Annotated in this window: 13 protein-coding genes and 2 pseudogenes; 6 read left to right on the top strand and 9 right to left on the bottom strand. The window is 68.6% G+C overall.

From position 1 onward, the window contains the following. Positions 1-824: 824 nt before the first annotated feature. A complete protein-coding gene (locus tag IEZ15_RS25590; protein ID WP_189279532.1) occupies positions 825-2,900 on the bottom strand; it encodes a SpoIIE family protein phosphatase in 2,076 nt (691 codons plus the stop codon). A gap of 877 nt (positions 2,901-3,777) precedes the next feature. Beyond that, on the bottom strand, positions 3,778-4,308 hold the full coding sequence (locus tag IEZ15_RS25585; protein ID WP_268250422.1) for a GH116 family glycosyl hydrolase: 531 nt from the start codon (positions 4,306-4,308) through the stop codon (positions 3,778-3,780). Between the two features lie 381 nt (positions 4,309-4,689). Here IEZ15_RS25585 and IEZ15_RS25580 point away from each other — a divergent pair, with 381 nt between their 5' ends. Then, positions 4,690-5,076, top strand: a complete 387-nt coding sequence (locus tag IEZ15_RS25580; RefSeq protein WP_189279530.1) for a hypothetical protein — start codon at positions 4,690-4,692, stop codon at positions 5,074-5,076. An 870-nt stretch (positions 5,077-5,946) separates the two neighbouring features. On the opposite strand, the gene IEZ15_RS25575 is transcribed toward IEZ15_RS25580, so the two are convergent. The 4 genes from IEZ15_RS25575 to IEZ15_RS25560 form a co-directional block, all read right to left on the bottom strand. Then, on the bottom strand, positions 5,947-8,058 hold the full coding sequence (locus IEZ15_RS25575) for a DNA gyrase/topoisomerase IV subunit B (protein WP_189279529.1): 2,112 nt from the start codon (positions 8,056-8,058) through the stop codon (positions 5,947-5,949). 82 nt (positions 8,059-8,140) lie between these two features. Further along, positions 8,141-10,174, bottom strand: a complete 2,034-nt coding sequence (gene gyrB / locus IEZ15_RS25570; RefSeq protein ID WP_189279528.1) for a DNA topoisomerase (ATP-hydrolyzing) subunit B — start codon at positions 10,172-10,174, stop codon at positions 8,141-8,143. Positions 10,175-10,614: 440 nt separating this feature from the next. Next, positions 10,615-10,776, bottom strand: a complete 162-nt coding sequence (locus IEZ15_RS25565; protein WP_189279527.1) for a hypothetical protein — start codon at positions 10,774-10,776, stop codon at positions 10,615-10,617. Then, positions 10,763-11,368 carry a class I SAM-dependent methyltransferase gene (locus IEZ15_RS25560; protein ID WP_189279543.1) on the bottom strand — a complete coding sequence of 202 codons (606 nt, stop codon included), beginning with the start codon at positions 11,366-11,368 and terminating at the stop codon, positions 10,763-10,765. Before IEZ15_RS25560 ends, IEZ15_RS25565 begins: the two co-directional genes overlap by 14 nt. On the opposite strand from IEZ15_RS25560, the pseudogene IEZ15_RS25555 reads away from it, so the two are divergent. After that, a pseudogene (locus tag IEZ15_RS25555) lies at positions 11,348-11,814 on the top strand (ABC transporter permease); the annotation flags it as partial. The gene IEZ15_RS25560 and the pseudogene IEZ15_RS25555 overlap by 21 nt on opposite strands. Here the strand turns inward: IEZ15_RS25555 and IEZ15_RS25550 are convergent. Together IEZ15_RS25550 and IEZ15_RS25540 are read right to left on the bottom strand one after the other, a co-directional pair. Next, positions 11,795-11,983 carry a hypothetical protein gene (locus IEZ15_RS25550; RefSeq protein ID WP_189279526.1) on the bottom strand — a complete coding sequence of 63 codons (189 nt, stop codon included), beginning with the start codon at positions 11,981-11,983 and terminating at the stop codon, positions 11,795-11,797. The pseudogene IEZ15_RS25555 and the gene IEZ15_RS25550 sit on opposite strands and share 20 nt — an antisense overlap. A 291-nt stretch (positions 11,984-12,274) precedes the next feature. Next, on the bottom strand, positions 12,275-13,243 hold the full coding sequence (locus IEZ15_RS25540) for a LysR family transcriptional regulator (protein WP_189279542.1): 969 nt from the start codon (positions 13,241-13,243) through the stop codon (positions 12,275-12,277). A 123-nt stretch (positions 13,244-13,366) separates the two neighbouring features. Between IEZ15_RS25540 and IEZ15_RS47785 the strand changes: the two are divergent. From IEZ15_RS47785 to IEZ15_RS25525, 3 genes and pseudogenes are all read left to right on the top strand, one after another. Continuing rightward, positions 13,367-13,996 (top strand): annotated as a pseudogene (locus IEZ15_RS47785) (MFS transporter); the annotation flags it as partial. Positions 13,997-14,492: 496 nt separating this feature from the next. Further along, positions 14,493-15,683: an NAD(P)/FAD-dependent oxidoreductase gene (locus tag IEZ15_RS25530; RefSeq protein ID WP_189279524.1), complete on the top strand. Its 1,191-nt coding sequence runs from the start codon at positions 14,493-14,495 to the stop codon at positions 15,681-15,683. 10 nt (positions 15,684-15,693) lie between these two features. Further along, entirely contained in the window at positions 15,694-16,632 is a 939-nt protein-coding gene (locus IEZ15_RS25525; protein WP_114242625.1) for a sigma-70 family RNA polymerase sigma factor, read from the top strand. Positions 16,633-17,029: 397 nt separating this feature from the next. On the opposite strand, the gene IEZ15_RS25520 is transcribed toward IEZ15_RS25525, so the two are convergent. After that, positions 17,030-17,275: a YhaZ family DNA alkylation repair protein gene (locus tag IEZ15_RS25520; RefSeq protein WP_189279523.1), complete on the bottom strand. Its 246-nt coding sequence runs from the start codon at positions 17,273-17,275 to the stop codon at positions 17,030-17,032. A gap of 682 nt (positions 17,276-17,957) precedes the next feature. Here IEZ15_RS25520 and IEZ15_RS25515 point away from each other — a divergent pair. Beyond that, entirely contained in the window at positions 17,958-19,574 is a 1,617-nt protein-coding gene (locus IEZ15_RS25515) for a phosphodiester glycosidase family protein (RefSeq protein ID WP_189279522.1), read from the top strand. Positions 19,575-19,619: the final 45 nt, after the last annotated feature.

Below are 19,619 nucleotides of genomic sequence, written 5' to 3'. Positions count from 1 at the left end.
TGTATGCCATGATCTTTCCTCCTTGATTGCCCCGTGACCTGCGCGAACAGATCCACGGGCTGCCTTTCGGTAGGCACTTGCGACAGTACCTTCGAAGTAGTTGAGCAGAAAACTATTCTTGATGTGAGGAGGACCATGGCCCGGAAAGTTGTTGCGTCGGAATATTTCAACAACACGCATACTTCGGTTGGCCGACCTCGGTTACTCCCAGGAGACGGGGCGGGCGAGTGCCTGGGAATGCTCTGGTCTCCCGAGTGCCACTGGGGTCTGCGTCCTGCCGGGGCTGCTCGGTGCCCGTTGTGCCGGCGTTGACGTGGGCCGGACCTTGTCGGTGGGCGTCCCGGAAGGTCGTCGGGGGCAGGCCGCTGCGGTTGTGACGACATGACGACGACGGCTTTGCCGCTGCGCCCCTCTTGCAGTCGCCCGATGCCTGGGGCGTCAGTGAGAGGGGCCCGCTCGATGCCGCGCTGTATCCGCCCGCCCGTAGTGTGCTGGGTCAGGCGCTGGTGGACGGCGCGACGTACTGCGAAGGGGGAAGGTTCTTCCTGCTGTCCTGCGCGGCCAGGACGGCATACGGTCATCATCCCTGAGACCGCCGCCGCGTCAGCAGTGTGGTCTTCTCGCGGTTCTGTGGCGGATTGAGATACCGGTACGGCCGTGCAGCTGCGCGACGGGGGCAGCGGACCGGCGGAACAGTGCTGTAAGGCAAGGAGGTTGATCCGGGAGGCGACAGTGCCGACCCGAGCAACGATTCGGTACACGCCGTCAATTGAGCGCGGCAGCACGCCAAGAGCTGTCCCCGGCCGGCCGGCGTCCGCAGTGCGTCAGGGCCGCGGTCTGGGTCGGGCGATGAGTACGGACACGTCGTCGTGGTCGTCCGGATCACGCAGTGTTTCCAGGAGTCGGTCGCAGGTTTCTTCCAGGGAACGGTCGTGGCCGTCGAGTACGCGGAGAAAGAGGTCGAGGCGTTCATCGATGGAGTCGCGACGTGTTTCGATCAAGCCGTCGGTGTAGAGGACCAGTTGATCGCCGGGGCGCAAAGGCACGATGGTCGTTTCGAAGGGGACGCCGCCGACCCCGAGGGGTGCTCCAGATGGTAGGTCGAGCAGTTCGGGGGGCCCGTCTGCAGGCGTCAGTGCCGGGGGCAGGTGTCCGGCCGCAGCGATGCAGCACGAGTCGCTGTGCGGGTCATATTCGGCGTAGATGCAGGTGGCGATGTAGGGATCGATACCGGCGGTGATCTTGTCGAGGTGTTGCAGCACCTGGGCGGGCGGGAGGCCGAGGTCAGCCAGGGTCGCGGTGGCGGTGCGCAGGCGGCCCATCGTGGCGGCCGCATCGATACCGCTGCCCATCACGTCGCCCACCACGAGTGCGGTCTTGTCCTCCGTGAGGGGGATGACGTCGAACCAGTCGCCACCGACCTCGGTAGAGGTTCCGGCCGGTTGGTAGCGGGTGGCGACCTCCAGATCCTCGGGTGGCGTCGGCTTGGGCAGCAGGCTGCGCTGGAGCGTCACCGCGGTGTTGCGGACGCCTTGGTACAGGCGTGCGTTGTCGAGCGACACTGCGGTTCGGCCTGCCAGCTCACCGGCCAGGGTGACGTCGTCCGCGTTGAAGGGCAGTTGATTGCGGCCGCGCATCAGACCCAGGACGCCGAGCGCCCGGCCCCGGGCGGCCAGCGGTATCGCAAGATAGGAGTGGATGCCGACACTGGCCAGGAGAGCGGCGGCTCCGGCGTCACGGGCGATGCGCGCCAGATCCCACTCCTCCACGCGAGTCACCATGATCGGCTGACCGGTCCGTACGCATTGGGTGGGCAGTCGGTCGGCGTCATAGCTGACCGGCTGGTCGGCCGTGCCGACGGCGCCGGCCGCCTCGCTGAGGTAGGCGGTCTTCACAGCGAGGGTGCGAAAGCGCGCCGGGCCGCTGTCGGACGTCGCGGGGCGGCGATCGTTCAGGGCGGAGTCGAGTACGTCCACGACCGCGATGTCGGCGAGCTCGGGCACTGCGACGTCAGCAAGCTCGCGGGCGGTCTGTTTCATGTCCAAGGTGGTACCGATACGGGCGGAGCCCTCGGCGATCTGGGCCAGACGCTGCCGGGCCTGGGCAGCCGCTGTGATCGCACCGTACCGATCTGTGACATCCACCACCGACATGGCGACACCAAGAACCTGACCGTTGAGAGCCTCCAGCCGGTAGATGGAGACGGACCAGGCGTGATCATTGTCAGGGTCGGCCGGGGTGCGGCCAATGGTGTACTTGTCAACTTGAGGGCGTCCGGTCTTGAGCACTTCCCTGACTGCTGCCTCAGACGCGTCGACACTGACGGAGTGCAGGACCTCACGGAAGCCCCGGCCGAGGTGGTCCTCGGCAGACAGGCCGTGCATGCGTTCCATCGCCGGATTGACGGCTACATAACGTAGATCGGTGTCCAGAACCTCCAGCCCGATCGGCGACTGGGCTATCAGTTGCGTGGACAACGCCACGTCCCGCTCGACCTCGCGCAGCGTCGATGCATCTGTGGCAATGCCCAGGGTGCAGAAGTCGCCCTGCTTGTCCGGCAGCCGGGTGTTGTGGAATTCCACCAGCCGCGTACTGTCGTCCTTGTTGCGGACGGGAAAAACCCCGGCCCAGCTCTGGCCGGTCTCCATCATCTGCTCGCACTTGTCGGCCACCAGGTCCCTGTACCGGGCAGGGACCAACAGCTGAGCCGCGTGCCGGCCCAGTGCTTCCTGCGCGGAGTAGCCGAACAACTCCTCGGCCTGCGGGCTCCACAACACGAACCGCCCGGTCGTATCCAGCGCTACTACCGCCACACCGAGCGTCTCCAGCAACCTGCTCGGCAGCTCCAGCCGAAGGCCGGACGAGTCGCTGTCGGCACCGAAGGATCCCGCTTCACTCATCCCGGGCGCTCCTTCCACCTGCCAGGGCGACGCGCGCCCAGCGTAGGCCCTGGAGCTGGGGCGCTGGGGTGTTTCCCGTGCCTTTCCAGTGCTTCCATAGTCTCCTGAGACGACCGACGACGCACAGCGCCGGGCGAGGCCGTGTGGTCAGGTAACAAGCTCTACGACAGGCTCGACGGCTCCTACGCCACCTCAGGGACGGCCGATGACGGAAAGCACCGTTCCTGACCAGTGCGCATGAGTGAGTCTTGGACCCACTGCTGCGTTCTGGGTGTGTCCCGAACGGTTTTGGATGCGCTGGGTTTCCCGCCTTCTCGTCCCGTTGCCGCCCTGTACCACCCGCACCCGTCCGGCCTGCCGGTCGGAGACGGCAGCGGCGTGCCGGTTTTCCAGTGTCGCGAAGCGGCGGGACTTGCGGAACCACTCGTTCTTCGAGCGGTAGCCGCTTGCGGCCGGCTTCGTTCCTCGCTCGTCGATCGGGAGGGACAGGCGGTGCCGCACCGTTTTGATCCCGGCTGCCAGCTTCTGGATGTGCGCGGCCTGGCAACGGCGGGCCACTGCCCATTGATCGTGGGTGGCCTTGGTGATGACCCCGGCGATACGCGACGACTGCCCGGTCAGATCCGTGACGCCCAGGTGTCCGCACCGTGCTGCAGACCATTCGCACAGCGGGCCTTGAGATCACGGGAAGCCGGACGACCCTGGTGCCGCCGTGGTGCCGGAGACGCGGACTTCGGTGCCGTCCACGTGGACCGTACCCGCCCCCTTGGGAATTTCGAGTCTCAGTGTGTGCACGGTCAGCGAGCCGTGGCGGACGCGCAGGGTGTCGGTCTGACCTGCCCCCTGCGCGCGCTTCTGGGTGAAGGGGCCCCAGGCCTCACCTGTGCTGAAGAAGGACCGGTGGCCGGATGGCTTCCAGGCGGGCGCGAAGGTGATCGTGTCGTGCGTCGAAGCCCGACATCAACTCGTCGTAATAAAGAGGCGTGTTGGAGGGCTGGTCGTCATGCGGCCAGGCGATCATCTGCAGGCCGCCGTCGGTTTCGAGGATGTACTGCCTGAACTGGTGGCTGTAGTTGTAGCCGGAGTGTGGGGCATCGCCCAGCAGGTTGTCCCGGTAGTTGTTCGTGAACAGTTCACCGGCCGCCTTGTCCCTGTGGGCGCTGTCGTAGATGTCGCCGAGACCGAGCTGCGTGGACCACCACTGGCCGAGCAGCATGTCGATCTCGGAGCCGTTGCCGTACGAGGCACCGGTGTTGGAGTTGATCTCGGTGTAGTAGTCGCCGTTGAAGCAGGCCTTCTCGCCCGCCATGCGCCCCTTCTCGTAGAGAGAGCCGTACAGCTCGGCCGTGGCGGTGTCGACCTCGGCCTCGGCCATCATCTGCGCGGCGTGCACCGATGCAAGGTACATCGAGCTCCGGCCAAGGCCGCCGCTGTCGAGGCAGCGGCGGCCACCCCTGTCACCGCCAAGGTCAAGCCCGCTGGACACCTCGCGACCGGGGCTACATCGTCGCGGCCTGCGCAAGCTTCCACTCGCCCGACTGCCCTTCGGGAAGGCCGCCCGCGCCCCCGCACTGTCGACGCCGGAACCCCACCCGGTCCACTCGGCCGCATCGACATCGGCACACTCCCCATACGACAACGTCGGTTCCCAAGACCACGACCAGGTCTTGGGAACTGACGTCAACCGAGGCCCCGAATTGACCAACAGCGTCTGAGGCAGGTGGATGGGGCTGTCACTCACTCGGGTGATCGGCCCGTGCGCCGCGCCGGTTGCTTCTAGGCTTCGGGCATGCCCTGGAACTGGATGCAGATCAGACTTCACCCACCGACGCCCGGCAAGGCCGGATACGGCGAAGCGGCAGTTGGGAAGGGCGGGTTGACGTACGGCGAGGCGCGCGACGAGGTGTATGGCTTCCTGCTGGCCATGGCACAGCTGCCGGTGCCGACCGCTGCCGTGTACGCGGAGGCGGCCGACCTGTGGAGCCGTGGCGTCCCCGATGACGTACTGACCGCCGGGCTTCTGGTCTCGCGGGTGTACGAGTACGGGCGGCTGCCGGGTGAGACGGCGGAATGGGAGGCGCATTTACTGATGGAGGAGTTCAGCATGAACACGACTGGGGAGCCGCACAGGGTGATCCTGTCGGGCAGCTCCCCCGGTGGCCGTTCGCAGCCCTGACGAGCAGCCGAAGGGCGGCCGCTCCGTGAGTGGGTGGCGCCCAGTGGTCCGGGGCGTCCTGGTGTCGTGCGCCGCAGATGCCGGCGCGGTGTCTGCGGCACAGGCCACAGTGAGTACTCCCGGGTCCTGCCCGGGGTGGAGTGGGTCCGCCACAGTCGTCAGCTCTCCGACCTGCGGACCCCGGCCACCGGAAGGTCGGCTCCGGCCGGCAGCCGTGAGCGCCCGGGAGGCGGCCCTGGGGTTGTTCTCGCGGGCATGGGCCCGGGCCTCGATGAGCTTGGTGAACGCGAGGACGCGGGGGCGGCCTGCCCCTTGGCCCGAGGAGGCCGTAGCACTGGGTCTGAAGCAGGTCGGCTACAGGACGTTGATCCGCTGGGACATGGACCGCCGCCGGTTCGGACCGGTGGGTGTCGCGGACGACCGGTGGCTTCGCGAGGCGACCGGGCGCCGGTCACGCAGCCGCTCTCCGAGCGCCGGAGGCGGGGCGGGGCGGGGCGCTCAGGCACGGCCTTCTCGCGCCGGCGGCGACGTAGTGCGGCAACCCGATGCCGGAGGAACCCGCTGCCGGGAAATGCAGGAAAGTCTGCGGGGCCCGGCTGGACACGGCCCCTCAGACCAGCGGAAGCCACCTGTCCGCGACGGAGCGAGCCCGCCTGATCGGCTTGCAGGAACGCTTGGACCAGCGGCTCGCAGCAGACCCCCTCCTTGCAGCTGACACCCTCCTCGGCGGCCGCGAGCCGTCGACGCTACGAGAACGCGTCCAGCCACTGGTACAGGCGGCCTATGAGCGAGCTCCGAAACGTGCCTACCAGATGCTGCGAGGCACGGAGGTTTCCGCGTCTGGGGCCGCCTGGGTGGGTCGCGCAGTTCTCAGATATCGATCCTGGACCGGTCGAGCGTGGCAGCGGAGCCGACGATGAACTCCTTGCGCGGTGCGACGTCGTTGCCCATCAGCAGGTCGAACACGCCTTCCGCGGCCTCCAGGTCGGAGAGGTTGATCCGGCGCAGGGTGCGGTGGCGGGGGTCCATGGTGGTCTCGGCCAGCTGGTCGGCGTCCATCTCGCCGAGGCCCTTGTACCGCTGGATCGAGTCCTTGTACCGGATGTTCTTGCTCTGGAACTCGAGCAGCTTGTCGCGCAGCTCGCGATCCGAGTACGTGTAGACGTACTTGACCTGCCCCTTCTTCGGCTGGACCAGCTCGACGCGGTGCAGCGGCGGCACCGCGGCGAACACCCGGCCGGCCTCGACCATGGGCCGCATGTAGCGGTGGAACAGCGTCAGGAGCAGGGTGCGGATGTGGGAGCCGTCCACATCGGCGTCGGTCATCATGATGATCTTGCCGTAGCGCGCCGCGTCCAGATCGAAGGCCCGCCCGGAACCGGCCCCTGTCACCTGGATGATCGCGCCGCACTCGGCGTTCTTCAGCATGTCGGTCACGGACGACTTCTGGACGTTGAGGATCTTGCCACGGATCGGCAACAGCGCCTGGAACTCGGAGTTCCGGGCGAGCTTCGCCGTGCCCAGCGCGGAGTCGCCCTCGACGATGAACAGCTCGCTGCGCTCGACGTCGTCGCTGCGGCAGTCGGCCAGCTTGGCGGGTAGCGAGGAGGACTCCAGGGCCGTCTTGCGACGCTGCGCGTCCTTGTGCTGACGGGCGGCGATGCGCGTCCTGGCGGCGGCGACGGCCTTCTCCAGGACCATCCGGGCCTGCTGGGCCGCGTCACGCTTGGTGGAGGTCAGGAACGCCTTGAGTTCCTTGGAGATCACGTTGTTCACGATGCGCCGGGCCGCCGAGGTGCCGAGAACCTCCTTGGTCTGCCCCTCGAACTGCGGCTCCGCCAGGCGGACCGTCACGACCGCCGTGAGCCCCTCCAGGGCGTCGTCCTTGACGATGTCGTCCTCGGCGACACGGAGCAGCTTCTTGGCCCGCAGCACCTCATTCATCGTCTTGGCGACCGCCTGCTCGAAGCCGGCGACGTGGGTGCCGCCCTTGGGCGTGGCGATGATGTTGACGAACGACCTGAGCGTGTTGTCGTACCCGGTGCCCCAGCGCATGGCGACGTCCACGCCGAGCTCGCGGGTGACCTCCGTGGGCGTCATCTGGCCGTGCTCGTCGAGGACGGGAACCGTCTCCTTGAAGGTGCCCTGTCCGCTGAAGCGGAGCACGTCGCAGACGGGCCTGTCGCTGGCCAAGTACTCACAGAACTCGCTGATGCCACCGTCGAAGCGGAAGGACTCCTCACCCTTGCTGCCGCCCTCGCCGAGGCCGTACTCGCCCCGGACGACGATGGTCAGTCCGGGCACCAGGAAGGCCGTCTGGCGGGCGCGCTGGTGCAGGTTCTCCAGGGAGAGCTTCGCGTCCTTCAGGAAGATCTGCCGGTCGGCCCAATAGCGCACGCGCGTGCCGGTCCGCGACTTGGGGATTTTGGTGGTCTGGCACAGGCCCTGGGCAGGGGTGAAGGGGGCGTCGGGTCCGGGGCCGGTGTAGGTGCCGGGTGTACCGCGGCGGAAGCTGATGGCGTGCGTGCGGCCGTGGCGGTCGACCTCGACGTCCAGCCGGGCGGACAGAGCGTTGACCACGGAGGCGCCGACGCCGTGCAGACCACCGGAGGCCGCGTAGGAGCCGCCGCCGAATTTTCCGCCGGCGTGGAGCTTGGTGTAGGCGATCTCGACTCCGGACAGGCCGGTGCGGGGTTCGGTGTCCACAGGGATGCCGCGGCCGTTGTCGGTGACTTCCACGGAGCCGTCGTCGTGGAGGATGACCTCGATGTGGTCGCAGGCGCCGGCCAGGGCTTCATCGACGGCGTTGTCGATGATCTCCCACAGGCAGTGCATCAGGCCGCGGCTGTCGCTGGATCCGATGTACATGCCGGGGCGTTTACGTACGGCTTCGAGTCCTTCGAGCACCATCAGGTGCCGTGCGGTGTAGTCGGAGCCGTCCTGAGGACGGCTGCCGACGGCCGGGACGGGGAGTGTGCTCACGCAGTGCTCTCCTGGGCAACAGAGGGTAGTGGCGGGGCTTCGGGTCGGGCGTCCCGAGGGGGCGGGAGGCCGGCGCCCAGGGTCAGATGTCGAGGAAGCGGACGTCCTTGGCGTTGCGCTGGATGAAGTGGCGGCGGGCTTCGACGTCCTCGCCCATCAGGACGGAGAAGAGATCGTCGGCGACGGCCGCGTCATCCAGGGTGACCTGGCCGAGGACGCGATGGTCGGGGTCCATGGTGGTGACGCGCAGTTCCTCGGCGTTCATCTCGCCCAGGCCCTTGAAGCGCTGGATGGAGTCGTCCTTGATCCGGCGACCGTCCTGTCGGCCCCGCTCCAGGAGCATGTTGCGTTCGCGGTCGGAGTAGGCGTATTCGACGTGGTCCCGGCTCCACTTGATCTTGTACAGCGGGGGGCGGGAGAGGTAGACGTGACCCTCCTCGATCAGTGGCCGCATGAAGCGGAACAGGAAGGTCAGCAGCAGGGTGTTGATGTGCTGGCCGTCGACGTCGGCGTCCGCCATCAAGATGATCTTGTGGTAACGGAGCTTGGCGATATCGAAGTCCTCGTGCACGCCCGTGCCGAACGCGGAAATGATCGCCTGGATCTCCTGGTTGTGCAGAATTTTGTCGATCCGGGCCTTCTCCACGTTGAGGATCTTGCCGCGGATCGGGAGGATCGCCTGGTACTGCGGGTTGCGGCCGGATTTCGCCGAACCGCCGGCGGAGTCTCCTTCGACGATGAAGATCTCCGACATCGCCGGGTCGTTCGACTGGCAGTCGGACAGCTTGCCCGGCAGCGCCGCCGTTTCCAGCAGGCCCTTGCGGCGGGTCAGGTCGCGCGCCTTGCGGGCCGCGACCCGGGCCGTGGCCGCCTGGATGGCCTTGCGCACGATGTCCGCGGCCTCGTTCGGATTGCGGTCGAACCAGTCGGTCAGGTGCTCGTGGGCGATCTTCTGCACGAAGGTGCGCGCCTCGGTGTTGCCGAGTTTGGTCTTGGTCTGGCCCTCGAACTGCGGCTCGCCGAGCTTGACCGAGATGATCGCGGTCAGGCCCTCGCGGATGTCCTCGCCGGAGAGGTTGGCGTCCTTTTCCCGCAGCAGTTTCTTCTCCCGCGCGTAGCGGTTGACCACGGTGGTCAGGGCCGTGCGGAAGCCCTCCTCGTGGGTGCCGCCCTCATGGGTGTGGATGGCGTTGGCGTAGGAGTACACGCTGTCGGTGTACTGGCCGTTCCACTGCAGGGCGACCTCGGCCGACAGCAGCCGTTCCGTGTCCTCGGCGGCGATGGTGATGACCGAGGGATGGACCAGTTCGCCCTTGCGGGCATTGAGGTAGGCGACGAAGTCGGTGATGCCGCCGTCGTAGCGGTGGGAGACCGTCTTCGCTGCCGGGTCCGAGTCGGCTTCGTCGGCCCTGGCCGTCGAGCGCGCGGAGGGCCGTTCGTCGGTGAGGGTCAGGGTGAGCCCGCGGTTGAGGAAGGCCATCTCCTGGAAGCGCCTGGCCAGCGTCTCGAAGGAGTATTCGGTGGTCTCGAAGATGTCGCCGTCTGCCCAGAAGGTCAGCGAGGTACCTGTCCGGGAGGTGGCCTCGTGGCGGGCCAGTGGGGCGGTGGGAGCGCCGTCCTTGTAGTCCTGCGTCCACCGGTGGCCGTCGGTCCAGATCTCCGCCGACAGCCGGGTGGACAGGGCGTTGACCACCGACAGACCCACACCGTGCAGGCCGCCGGAGACCGCATACCCGCCGCCCCCGAACTTCCCGCCCGCGTGCAGCACGGTCAGTACCACCTCGACGGCCGGCCGCTTCTCCACCGGGTGCATCCCCACCGGGATGCCGCGGCCGTTGTCGACCACCCGCACCCCGCCGTCGGCCAGGATCGTCACGTCGATACGGTCGGCCACCCCCGCGAGTGCCTCGTCCACGGAGTTGTCCACGAGCTCCTGCACCAGGTGATGGAGCCCCCGCTCTCCCGTGGACCCGATGTACATCCCGGGCCGCTTGCGTACGGCGTCCAGGCCGTCCAGAACAGTGATCGCGTGGGCGTCATACGACGTCGCCCCCGCATGGCCGGGCTGTTGGGATCCGGGGGTATCGGTGGCGGTGTGAGTGTCGTAAGTGGTCACAGATGCTCTCTTTCGGGCATGGCAGACCGCGCTCCCGCACCACGGTGCGGGAGCGGCCGGACAGCTGGCGGAGACAGGGCACGGCAGCCCAAACAGCGCCCCGGAGGCTCACGGGCCTCGGGGCCGTTGACTGCCGGGACGCTGTCCAGGATATCGGAGATGCCCCTTACTGGAGGGGTGAGAACGCCCCCATGTGCCACTGTGCGACCCTTGCTCCGACTAAGCCAATCCCCCCTGCCTCGTCCCCTTGAAAATGCGACAGAGGGGCGCTCAGGGGCTTTTTTGGCGCCTTGCTGCGTAGAGTCCCAGGCGCTATTTCTGGCGTGACCCTCCGCGGTCATCAGTCGCGCTGCGTCAGGCCGCCAGTCCCCGGTCTCCCGTCAGGTCCGACGTTGGAGATCTTGATGACAGTTGTCGCCGTTATGTGTCGACTGGAGTCGTCAGTCGCACCGCTCAACAGGGGCCGGGAGCAGGACGTCACGGCCCGGCCACTGGAACAGCAGGCGGGCGTGCTTCTTGTCCAGGACGTCCCCGGCGGGCAGTCGGTGATCGGGGGTGCCCGCCGGGTGGACGGTCAGGGCCGGGTCGTCACCGTCTCGCACATCGCGGTCCCAGGCCCGGACCATGGCCGCCAACCGCGAGGCGAGCACCGGCCCCCGGCCTCCGGTCGCCGAACGCGCGGACGGCGAACTCCCGCAGTCGATCGGCAGGGTTGTCGCCGTGCCGGGTCTGGCGGTGGGTGGGGCACGCCAGCGAGACTTTGCCGAGGATCGCCGGCGCGTCTGCACCCTTCGCGATCCGGGTGATGCCGGTGTCCTTGCTGCGGTCAACGGCCAGGCGGCAGAAGGACGGCGGCGTCGTGGCTGCGAACAGCTGCAGCGAGCCGAAGCGCACGTCGCTGCCCACGGTCACGCCCGTGGCCACCTCGTGGCGCGGCCTGTGCAGCGCCTCCTCCAGTCTCTCGGTTGCCACGGGGTGGCCGTCTTCGAAGCGGATCTGCAGCCGGCCGTCCAACGGGTCGACGACCGGGGTGTTCCGGGCGTGCTCGTCCTGGTCACGGACGAACCCGCAGTGCGTGAAGCCCCGTGCGCGCAGTACATCTCCCTGCCGCTGGAGGGTGATCGAGCGGGTGTAGCCGTGGATCTCCAGCGGCAGCACGAGGTGCCCGCCCTCGGCGAGCTGCACATCGGGCACGTCGTCAGAAGCGTGCTGCAGTGTGTGATGAGCGTGGTCCTCGTGGGTGCCGTCGCCGTGGCTATCGGCTTCAGGCCCACGGACGCCACCGCCCTGGAGGGGCTGGCGGCGTTCGGGCTGCTGGCACTGTTCGCCCTGGCGCTGACCTGGATCGCGGTCGGGATGGCCCGTCCAGCCCGAACGCCGAGGTGGCAAGCAACAGTGCAATGCCGTTGATCCTCCTGCCGCTCATCTCGAGCGCCTTGATCCCGGCCGACATGATGCCGGGCTGGTTCCGGCCGATCGCCGAGTACCAGCCGTTCATCCCGGCCATCGAGGCGCTGCGCGGGCTGCTGCTGGGCAGCGAGATCGGCCACAACGGGTGGCTCGCCGTCGCCTGGTGCCTGGGGCCGGCCGTGCTCGGCTGCTTCTGGTCCAAGTCGTTGTTCAATCGGGACCCGAAGTAGCCGGAGAAGGACCGGTCAGCAGCTTGAGGACCGCGGTCCGCAGCTCGTCCCGCTCCAGGGCGGCGTACTCCGACACCGCGTCGGTGTACGCCGCCCCATCCGCGTCCTGCCAGCAGGCCCGAGTACAGAGGGAGCAGTAGCCCAGAGGCCGGACTTTCGTGCGTGCCATGGTGTTCCCTTTCTCCTCAATCCCGGACACCCGCCGCCGCGTCCTCCGGTTCACAATGAACGGCCCGACGGGGGCGGGCGCATCTGCTGTCAGTCCTCGCGGCCCAAGACGTTCTTGGTGGCGTCCGGGTCGCGGAGGGGGCCCCCTGGCCGGGGCCGCTGGCCTTGATGTTGAACAGGCAGCGGCCCAGGAAGTTGATGTGCCGGTCCTTGAGCGGCGTCAGTCGGGCGACGTCCTCGTCCTCGATGTCGTGGCCCTCGGCACGGAGCTGGGCGAGGTGTCTCGCTGGCGTTAGCGTCGGGTGTGTTCGATGCTTCCGTCGCTGCGGCGTGGTGTCGTTGCCCAGGATGGGAGCCAGACTGTCTCGGGGAGCGGTGCCAGGGTTCCGAAGTGGTTGATGATTGCCCGGAGTCCTGGGTGTGGATTCGCTCGGGGGAAGATGAGCGAGAGCGGGTATGCGAGCGTCGGATTCACGATCGGGATGCGGCGTAGGTCGTAGTTCGGCGGCCAGATGTACCGGTCGCGCGAGCCTACGAGGGTTGCCACGTCTGCGGAGTCCGCGAGGATGTCGAGGAGTACCTCGTTGCCGAAGTTCGGGCCCGCGGCGTCAATGCGGAGGTCGAAGTCGGTGGCGAGCTGATCGTAGAACTCTGCCCATTCACTTCGCGGCGCGATACCCGGCACCCAGATCCGGTGCCGGCGCAGCTGGGATGGTGTCAGTGTTCGTGCGGAGGCGAGCGGGTGCCTCGGGCCGACGACGAGTTCCAGCGGGGAGGCGAACGCGTGGATCATTTGCACGTCGCGCGGCAGTGTGGCCGGGTCGGTGATCGAGCGGAACGAGGCGTCGATATCGCCTGCTTGGACGGCGGTGACTGCCACGCGCGGGTCGTTGACCCTGAGGGTCACCACGTCGAGGTCGGTTTCGGGATGTGACCGCCAATAGTCGTGCAGGACGACGGCCTGCGCGGATCGCAGGCCGAGAACGTCGATCCGAAGGGCCCGCGAGCCCGGTCTGATCGCGGTGATGGCGCGATCGACACCCGTGATGATGTTCCGGGCGTGCGGGAGGAAAGCTTGGCCGTCGAGTGTCAGCTCGACCCCTCGGGCGGTGCGGGTGAACAACCGGACGCCGAGTTCGCGCTCGAGGGTTGCGATCCGCTTCGACACGGCCTGTTGCGTTACGCCGAGCTCGTCGGCCGCCTGTTGCAGCTGTCCGAGCTCGGCCGCGCGGACGAACGATCGCACCGCCTTGGTATCCATTGATCCAGCATAAACGTGCCCAACTGATGGTTGTGGCTCGCCCGGGAGTCGGTTGCTTGATCCCGAGACGGTGCGACCGGTGTGATTCAGAGACCCGAACATCGGTTGTCGCGAGAGAGTCGCATGCGCGTGCACTTGGGGCGCTGTTTCGGTTGGCTGTGGTCGGCCTACACCGTCAGTACATACGGTACGTGGATTGCCTTCGGCGCGTTCCCGCTGATCGCGGATCGAGTGCTGCACTCGCCGGCATTCGCCATGTCGCTCCTGGAGGCGGCCGGGCTTGCCGTCGCGGCGATTGTTGCGTTTCGCTCGGGCCGTGGATTGAGCACCGGGTCAAGCGTCCGGTGGTGATCGCGATGGACCTGATCCGGTTCGTCGCGATGGCAAGTGTCCCGATCGCGTACGTTCTAGGCTTGCTGTCATACGGCCAACTGCTGCTCGTCTCGGTCATCTTCGGGACCGCGAGCATCGCCTTCACTGCCGCAGCCGGGCGCGTATCCGAGGTATCTCGTCCGTAGCGATCACCTCCTTGTGACGAACGGGAGATTCGAGGGCACGAGCTGGGTGGCGACCGCGGCGGGCCCGCCCCTCGGTGGTGCACTCATAGGGTTGCTCGGCCCGGTCGTCACTGTCATGGCCGACGCCCTCAGCTACCTGCTGTCCGCGCTCGGGGTCCTCCGCATCCGCGGAGGCGACGTCGCGGCACCCCGCGACCGGGCCACCAGGTTGCGCGGAGCCGACGACTGTGAGGGCGGCGGTGGTCATCAGCTTCCTCGTTCATGCCCCTACCTCGCATCCGGTTGTGCTGAGCGGCCGGCGAAGGTGCCAACCTCTGTACCCCAGGGGTGGGAAGAGCCATGACGGGCCGCCGCCGTTCGAATCCGAGAAACCGATGCACGGGAGTCGGTGCAGGATTCAGGGTGTCCTCCGTCTGGGCGCATGAGTGGTACTGGTGCTCTAAAAACGCGCTGAATCCGGTCCCGTCACGGCACTTTCGAGAGGACCTCTTGAACTCATTTTCTGATCGTGGTGATCGGTCATGCGGGCTGCGTGTGACGCCGACCGATAGTTGGCCATCTCGATCCGTAGTTGGCCATCGCCCCGTTTCGACTGCCCAAGACAGGCGCAAGCGCCTGTCGGAGGCTCAGCCTCTCGTCTCAGTTGAGTGACCCGCGTCACACCAGGCTCTTGTCAGCAATCGGGGCGCCGTCTCGTTCAAGGGGCACGCCAACGAGACAGGAGCAACGCCATGAAGCACCGCATCGTCGTACTCGGCGCCGGATACGCCGGGGCCTTCGCCGCCGGAAACCTGGCCCGCCGGCTCTCCCCCGCCGACACCGAGATCACCGTCGTCAACGCCGTACCCGACTTCGTCGAGCGGATGCGGCTCCACCAGCTCGCGATCGGCCAGGACCTCGCGTTCCGCAAGCTCGCCGACGTATTCGCGGGCACCGGGGTGCGGTTGCGCCTGGCACGCGTCACCGGCGTCGACCCCGAGCGCAGGACCGTCGCCGTGACCGGCGAGGACGGCGGCGGCGAGCTCGCGTACGACACGCTTCTCTACACGCTCGGCAGTTCGGTCGCCCACCATGGCGTCCCCGGCGTGGCCGAATTCGCCTTCGATGTGACCGCCCGGTCCTCGGCGCTGCGTCTGCGCGAGCGCCTGGCCGGCCTGGGCGAGGGCGGCACCGTGCTGGTCGTCGGTGAGGGGCTGACCGGCATTGAGACCGCCACCGAGTTCGCCGAGTCCCGGCCCGACCTCTCGGTCGCGCTCGCCGCGCGCGGCGAGCTGGGCGCCTGGCTCTCCCCGAAGGCCCGCCGCCACCTGCGCCAGGCCTTCGACCGGCTCGGCATCACCGTCCACGAGCACACGGGCATCGAAGCCGTCGAGCCGACACGGGCGATCGCCGCCGACGGTACGTCCATCCCGGCCGACGTGACCGTGTGGTCGGCCGGGTTCGCCGTGCACCCCATCGCGGCCGCCAGCGGCCTGGAGGTCGCCGAGACCGGTCAGATCGTCGTCGACCGCACCATGCGCTCGGTTTCCCACCCGGACGTCTACGCCGCCGGTGACTGCGCCTACGCGATCGGCGAGAACGGCCGGCCGCTGCCGATGTCCTGCGCCTCGGCCGGCTTCACCAACATGCAGGCGACCGCCGCGATCATCGCGCGCCTGACGGGCAGCGAGGTCCCGACCACCGGCCTGAAGTACTACGGCAACCACATCAGCCTCGGGCGGCGGGACGCGATCTTCCAGATGGTGGACGGGGACGTCCGGCCGAAGTCCTGGTACCTGGGTGGCCGGACCGCCGCGCGGCTCAAGTCGGGCGTGCTCAAGGGGGCCGGGTGGGGCATCGCCCACCCGACCTTCGGCATGCCGAAGCGCAAGCGCCGCCTGGCCACCGCACCGGACCGGTCCGATGCGCGGGTCGCCGCATAACCTGTGCCCCATGGACAGCGTCGCCATCGATCGGTTCGAGGCCGGCCGGGACCGGCTGGCCTCGCTCGCGTACCGCCTGCTCGGCTCGGCCGCCGACGCCGAGGATGCCGTGCAGGACACGTTCCTGCGCTGGCAGGCAGCAGACCGCGAACGGATCGAGGTGCCGGAAGCGTGGCTGACCAGGGTAGTCACCAACCTCTGCCTCGACCGGCTCCGCTCGGCGCAGGCGCGCCACGAGCGAGCGGCCGGTGCCTGGCTGCCCGAACCGCTCCTCGAGGGCGACCCGATGCTCGGCCCGGCCGACACCTTCGAGCAGCGCGAATCGGTGTCCTTGGCCGTACTGACCCTCTTGGAGCGCCTCTCGCCGGTCGAGCGGGCCGTCTACGTCCTGCGCGAGGCCTTCTCGTACAGCCACGCCGAGATCGCCGGGATCCTCGACATCACAGAGTCCGCGAGCCAGCAGCATGTCCACCGGGCCCGAATCCGGGTCGCCGCCGAGCGCCGCCGCGGCGGCGAGGCCGACCCCGCGTCCGCGCGCCGGGTCGTCGAGGAGTTCCTCGCCGCTGCCACGTCGGGGCGCACCGAACGGCTGGTGGCGCTGCTCACCGACGATGTGACGGCGGTCTCGGACGGCGCCGGACTGGGCAAGCGGCTGCTGCGGTACAAGACGCGCGAGCGCGTCGCCTCCTTCGCGCGGGCCGGCTTCAAGCCCACGCCGGCGAAGCGGCGGCTGGCCGGCGGCTCCCCCGCCATCCATATCGCGCTGGTCAACGGCTCCCCGGCCGTCCTCGCCGTGGTCGACGACCGGGTCGTGGGCGCTGTGGCGTTCGAGGTCAGCGACGGCAAGGTCGCGTCCCTGCGCGGCATCGCCGCCGCGGACCGGCTCGCGCGCCTCAACGAGGCCTGGCGGCAGCACGAACCCGACGCGCCGGTCATCAACGCATGGTGACCGGAGCCACCGGAATCCAGTGACCTGAGTCAGAGCGAGGACGGCACCCCTTCGGCCCCCGAGCTGCCCAGCAGCAGGGGGCCGAAGCACGTCGGTCTCCCGAATCAGACCCGGCCATGCAGTTCGGATCCCCGATGGCCAACTAGCGGTCGACGAATCGTCACGGAGGGCTGACCAGTGCGGATCCGAGCACCCCTGGCCACCTATCGCGCGAAGTCACACTGCGGCGGCCGTTGTTCAAAATCGTTCGACCGGGTCTGGGTCACACTCACGGGGGAATGCCTCAGCCAGTGCGCCTGATGTGCGGGCACGGCCGGCCAGGCCCTGGCGGCTCAGCCGGGGCCCCGGGGCGGTGAGCGTCTGGGCCTGGGGCTGCGCGGGGAGACGAAGGATCACGTCACGCTTCGGGCCGAAGCGTGGATGACTGGAGAACCTGGAGCGGCACCTCGGGGAACCGGCGTCCGTTGACCTGGATCGCGAGAGTGCACGTGCCGGGCGTGAGCTTCTTGGTGGCGGTCGAGCGCAGCAGGTGGCGCTTGGTGAGAGTCAGAGGCGCGGTACAGCAGTCGGCGGTGACGTGAGCTGCCGCAGGGAAGGCGGTGTGGAGAGGCTCGCGGTGGACCCGGTGCGGCCCCTGCTTCACGTCGCGTATTCCCGCCCGTATCCAATGGTTGTCGACCAGACGATCGGGACCATCGAGGCTCTCGCCGGACGGCGGAGGTCTGACCCGCGCAAGTGCCTGTCACCTCGCCCCACCGTCACAGATCAGTTGGATCGGTGCGCTTCGTCGAAAGGGTGGGCCGAATGCCTTGCGCCCATGATGGCTGCCGGCACCTCGCTCACGTCGTGATCCGCTCGCCGGTGCCTTGGCCTGAGCTGCGGTAGGTGCCGCCATTCCGGCTGCTACGAACGCGATGACGGTCTCGGCGGAAGGGAAGGCGGACGGTTCCGTGGGCATCTTGGCCAGGGGGCGTCCGTAGATCTCCATGACCGGGCTGAAGGCCAGCCGGCAGCGCTCGGTCCTGGCGACCGACGTCGCCCCAACGGGATTGTGAACCGGTCGGCCTGACCCGTCAGGTGTGGCTCGACGTGACTGGACGGGGCAGACGAGGGCGAACTCGTAAGCCACTTGGCACTTGAGTCCGCGCCCCGGACAGGAGGACGGGCGGGCCGACCGTCCGGGGCATCACTGGCCGACTTCGTTCCAGCTGAGTCCGTGCTCAAGCGGATCCAGGGGCAACAGAGCGAGTAATGACGTGCACACGTCTTGACTGGCGGTCGCTTCCACACGCACCGTTGCTGGGCCGATCTTTCCAAGGGGGTCCATGAACAGCAAGGTGCTCGGTGCGTGTACGGTCCTGGCCCTCTTGGCTGTGGTGGGCGCCTCGCCGGCGCCTGCCTCCTCCGAGCCGCGTCCGGGGCCGACACGTGCCCTGCCGCTGGGCGCCGTCGGCTTGACCGAGACCCGCAGCACGCGGACGCTCCAGCCCGGTGTCACCCTCACGCGGATCGTGCGCGGTGCCGACGCCCAGGCGCTTGCGTGGACGGTCGAGGTTGCCATACCCGGCGGTGCCACCTCGCCGGACCCCGACGCGCCGCCGACGGCGCTGAAGGACCGGGCGAGCGCCGACGAGCTGACTGCCGACGTTCAGGGGGACGGCTTCGACGCCCGGGTCGAGGAAGTCACGACTCCGGCCGTCGCCGACTACGCCGGTGGAACGCTTGGGTGGCGGGTCCGGGTCGGGCAGTTCGACTCGCAGTCCGCCGCGACGGCCGAACTCACCCGGCTGAGAGGGGCTGGGTACACCGGGTCCGCCGTATACACCGGCTGGGACGGCAACCCCGCGGACCGTGGCCCGTGGCGGATCGACGTGCTCACCATCGCCCCGGACCAGTTCCGCGGCGGGCTCAAGGCGTCGTACGGTCCCGATCTGGAGAACCGCGAGAAGACCAGTGAGCTGTCGGACGCGGCCGGAGCGACCGCAGCGGTCAACGCCGGGTTCTTCGTCCTCGACCCGCGAGCCGGAGCGCCGGGCGATCCGGCCGGCGTCGGCGTCTACGACGGCCGGCTGCTGAGCGAGCCGGTGAACGGGCGCCCCGGCCTGGTGATGCACGACTCCGGCCGGCACAGCAGGGTCGCCCGGCTCACCTGGAAGGGGCGGGTCGTCGGCCGGGACGCGTCGCAACCCCTGGACGGCATCGACCGCGTACCGGGCTTGATCAGGAACTGCGGCGGCACCGCCGACGACACTCCGACCTCGCTGCCTCTGCATGACGTGACCTGCACCGACCGCGACGAGCTGATCGCCTTCACGCCTGAGTACGGTAAGCAGACGCCGCGGGGCGACGGCCTCGAGGCCGTACTGGACACCCGCGGACGGGTCCTGGAACTGCGCTCACCACGCGGCGGACCGCTGCCGGCCGGCGGCAGCTCCGTGCAGGCGACCGGCACCCGCGTCGCCGAGCTGGCCGACCTGGCGCAGGTCGGCCGGCCCCTGCACGTCGAGAGGACGTTGCGGGACGACAGCGGCCGCAAGGTCTCCCCGTCCCGGGCGACCAGCATCCTCAACGGCGGTCCCGAACTGGTCCGCGACGGACGACTGCACGTCACGCCCGCGACCGACGGGATGGTGCAGCCCGGCAACGCGAGCTTCTACTACGGCTGGGTGCACAAGCGCAATCCACGCACGCTGGCCGGGGTGGACGCCGCAGGCAGGACGGTACTGGTCACGGCCGACGGACGCAGCACGGACGCGCTCGGGCTGAGCATCCCCGAGAGCGCCGCCGTCGCCCGGGCACTCGGCCTGCGCGACGCGGTCAATCTTGACGGCGGCGGTTCGACCACCATGGTGGTCGACGGTGAAGTGATCAACGCCCCGTCCGACGCGGCCGGTGAACGCCCCGTCGGGGACGCACTGTTGATCCTGCCCGACCGCGGCTGACCGGGCCCGGTCCGAGAACGCCCGAGCCAGTGACCACCGACCGCC

Source organism: Streptomyces atratus (assembly GCF_014648655.1).
GTDB classification, from domain to species: domain Bacteria; phylum Actinomycetota; class Actinomycetes; order Streptomycetales; family Streptomycetaceae; genus Streptomyces; species Streptomyces atratus.
This window is presented reverse-complemented; position numbering and strand designations above follow the sequence as displayed.

Coding starts and splice junctions, on each gene's coding strand:
- IEZ15_RS25590 (WP_189279532.1), bottom strand. CDS start 2,900: ATGAGTGAAGCGGGATCCTTCGGTGCCGACAGCGACTCGTCCGGCCTT.
- IEZ15_RS25585 (WP_268250422.1), bottom strand. CDS start 4,308: ATGTACCTTGCATCGGTGCACGCCGCGCAGATGATGGCCGAGGCCGAG.
- IEZ15_RS25580 (WP_189279530.1), top strand. CDS start 4,690: ATGCCCTGGAACTGGATGCAGATCAGACTTCACCCACCGACGCCCGGC.
- IEZ15_RS25550 (WP_189279526.1), bottom strand. CDS start 11,983: ATGGCACGCACGAAAGTCCGGCCTCTGGGCTACTGCTCCCTCTGTACT.
- IEZ15_RS25540 (WP_189279542.1), bottom strand. CDS start 13,243: ATGGATACCAAGGCGGTGCGATCGTTCGTCCGCGCGGCCGAGCTCGGA.
- IEZ15_RS25530 (WP_189279524.1), top strand. CDS start 14,493: ATGAAGCACCGCATCGTCGTACTCGGCGCCGGATACGCCGGGGCCTTC.
- IEZ15_RS25525 (WP_114242625.1), top strand. CDS start 15,694: ATGGACAGCGTCGCCATCGATCGGTTCGAGGCCGGCCGGGACCGGCTG.
- IEZ15_RS25515 (WP_189279522.1), top strand. CDS start 17,958: ATGAACAGCAAGGTGCTCGGTGCGTGTACGGTCCTGGCCCTCTTGGCT.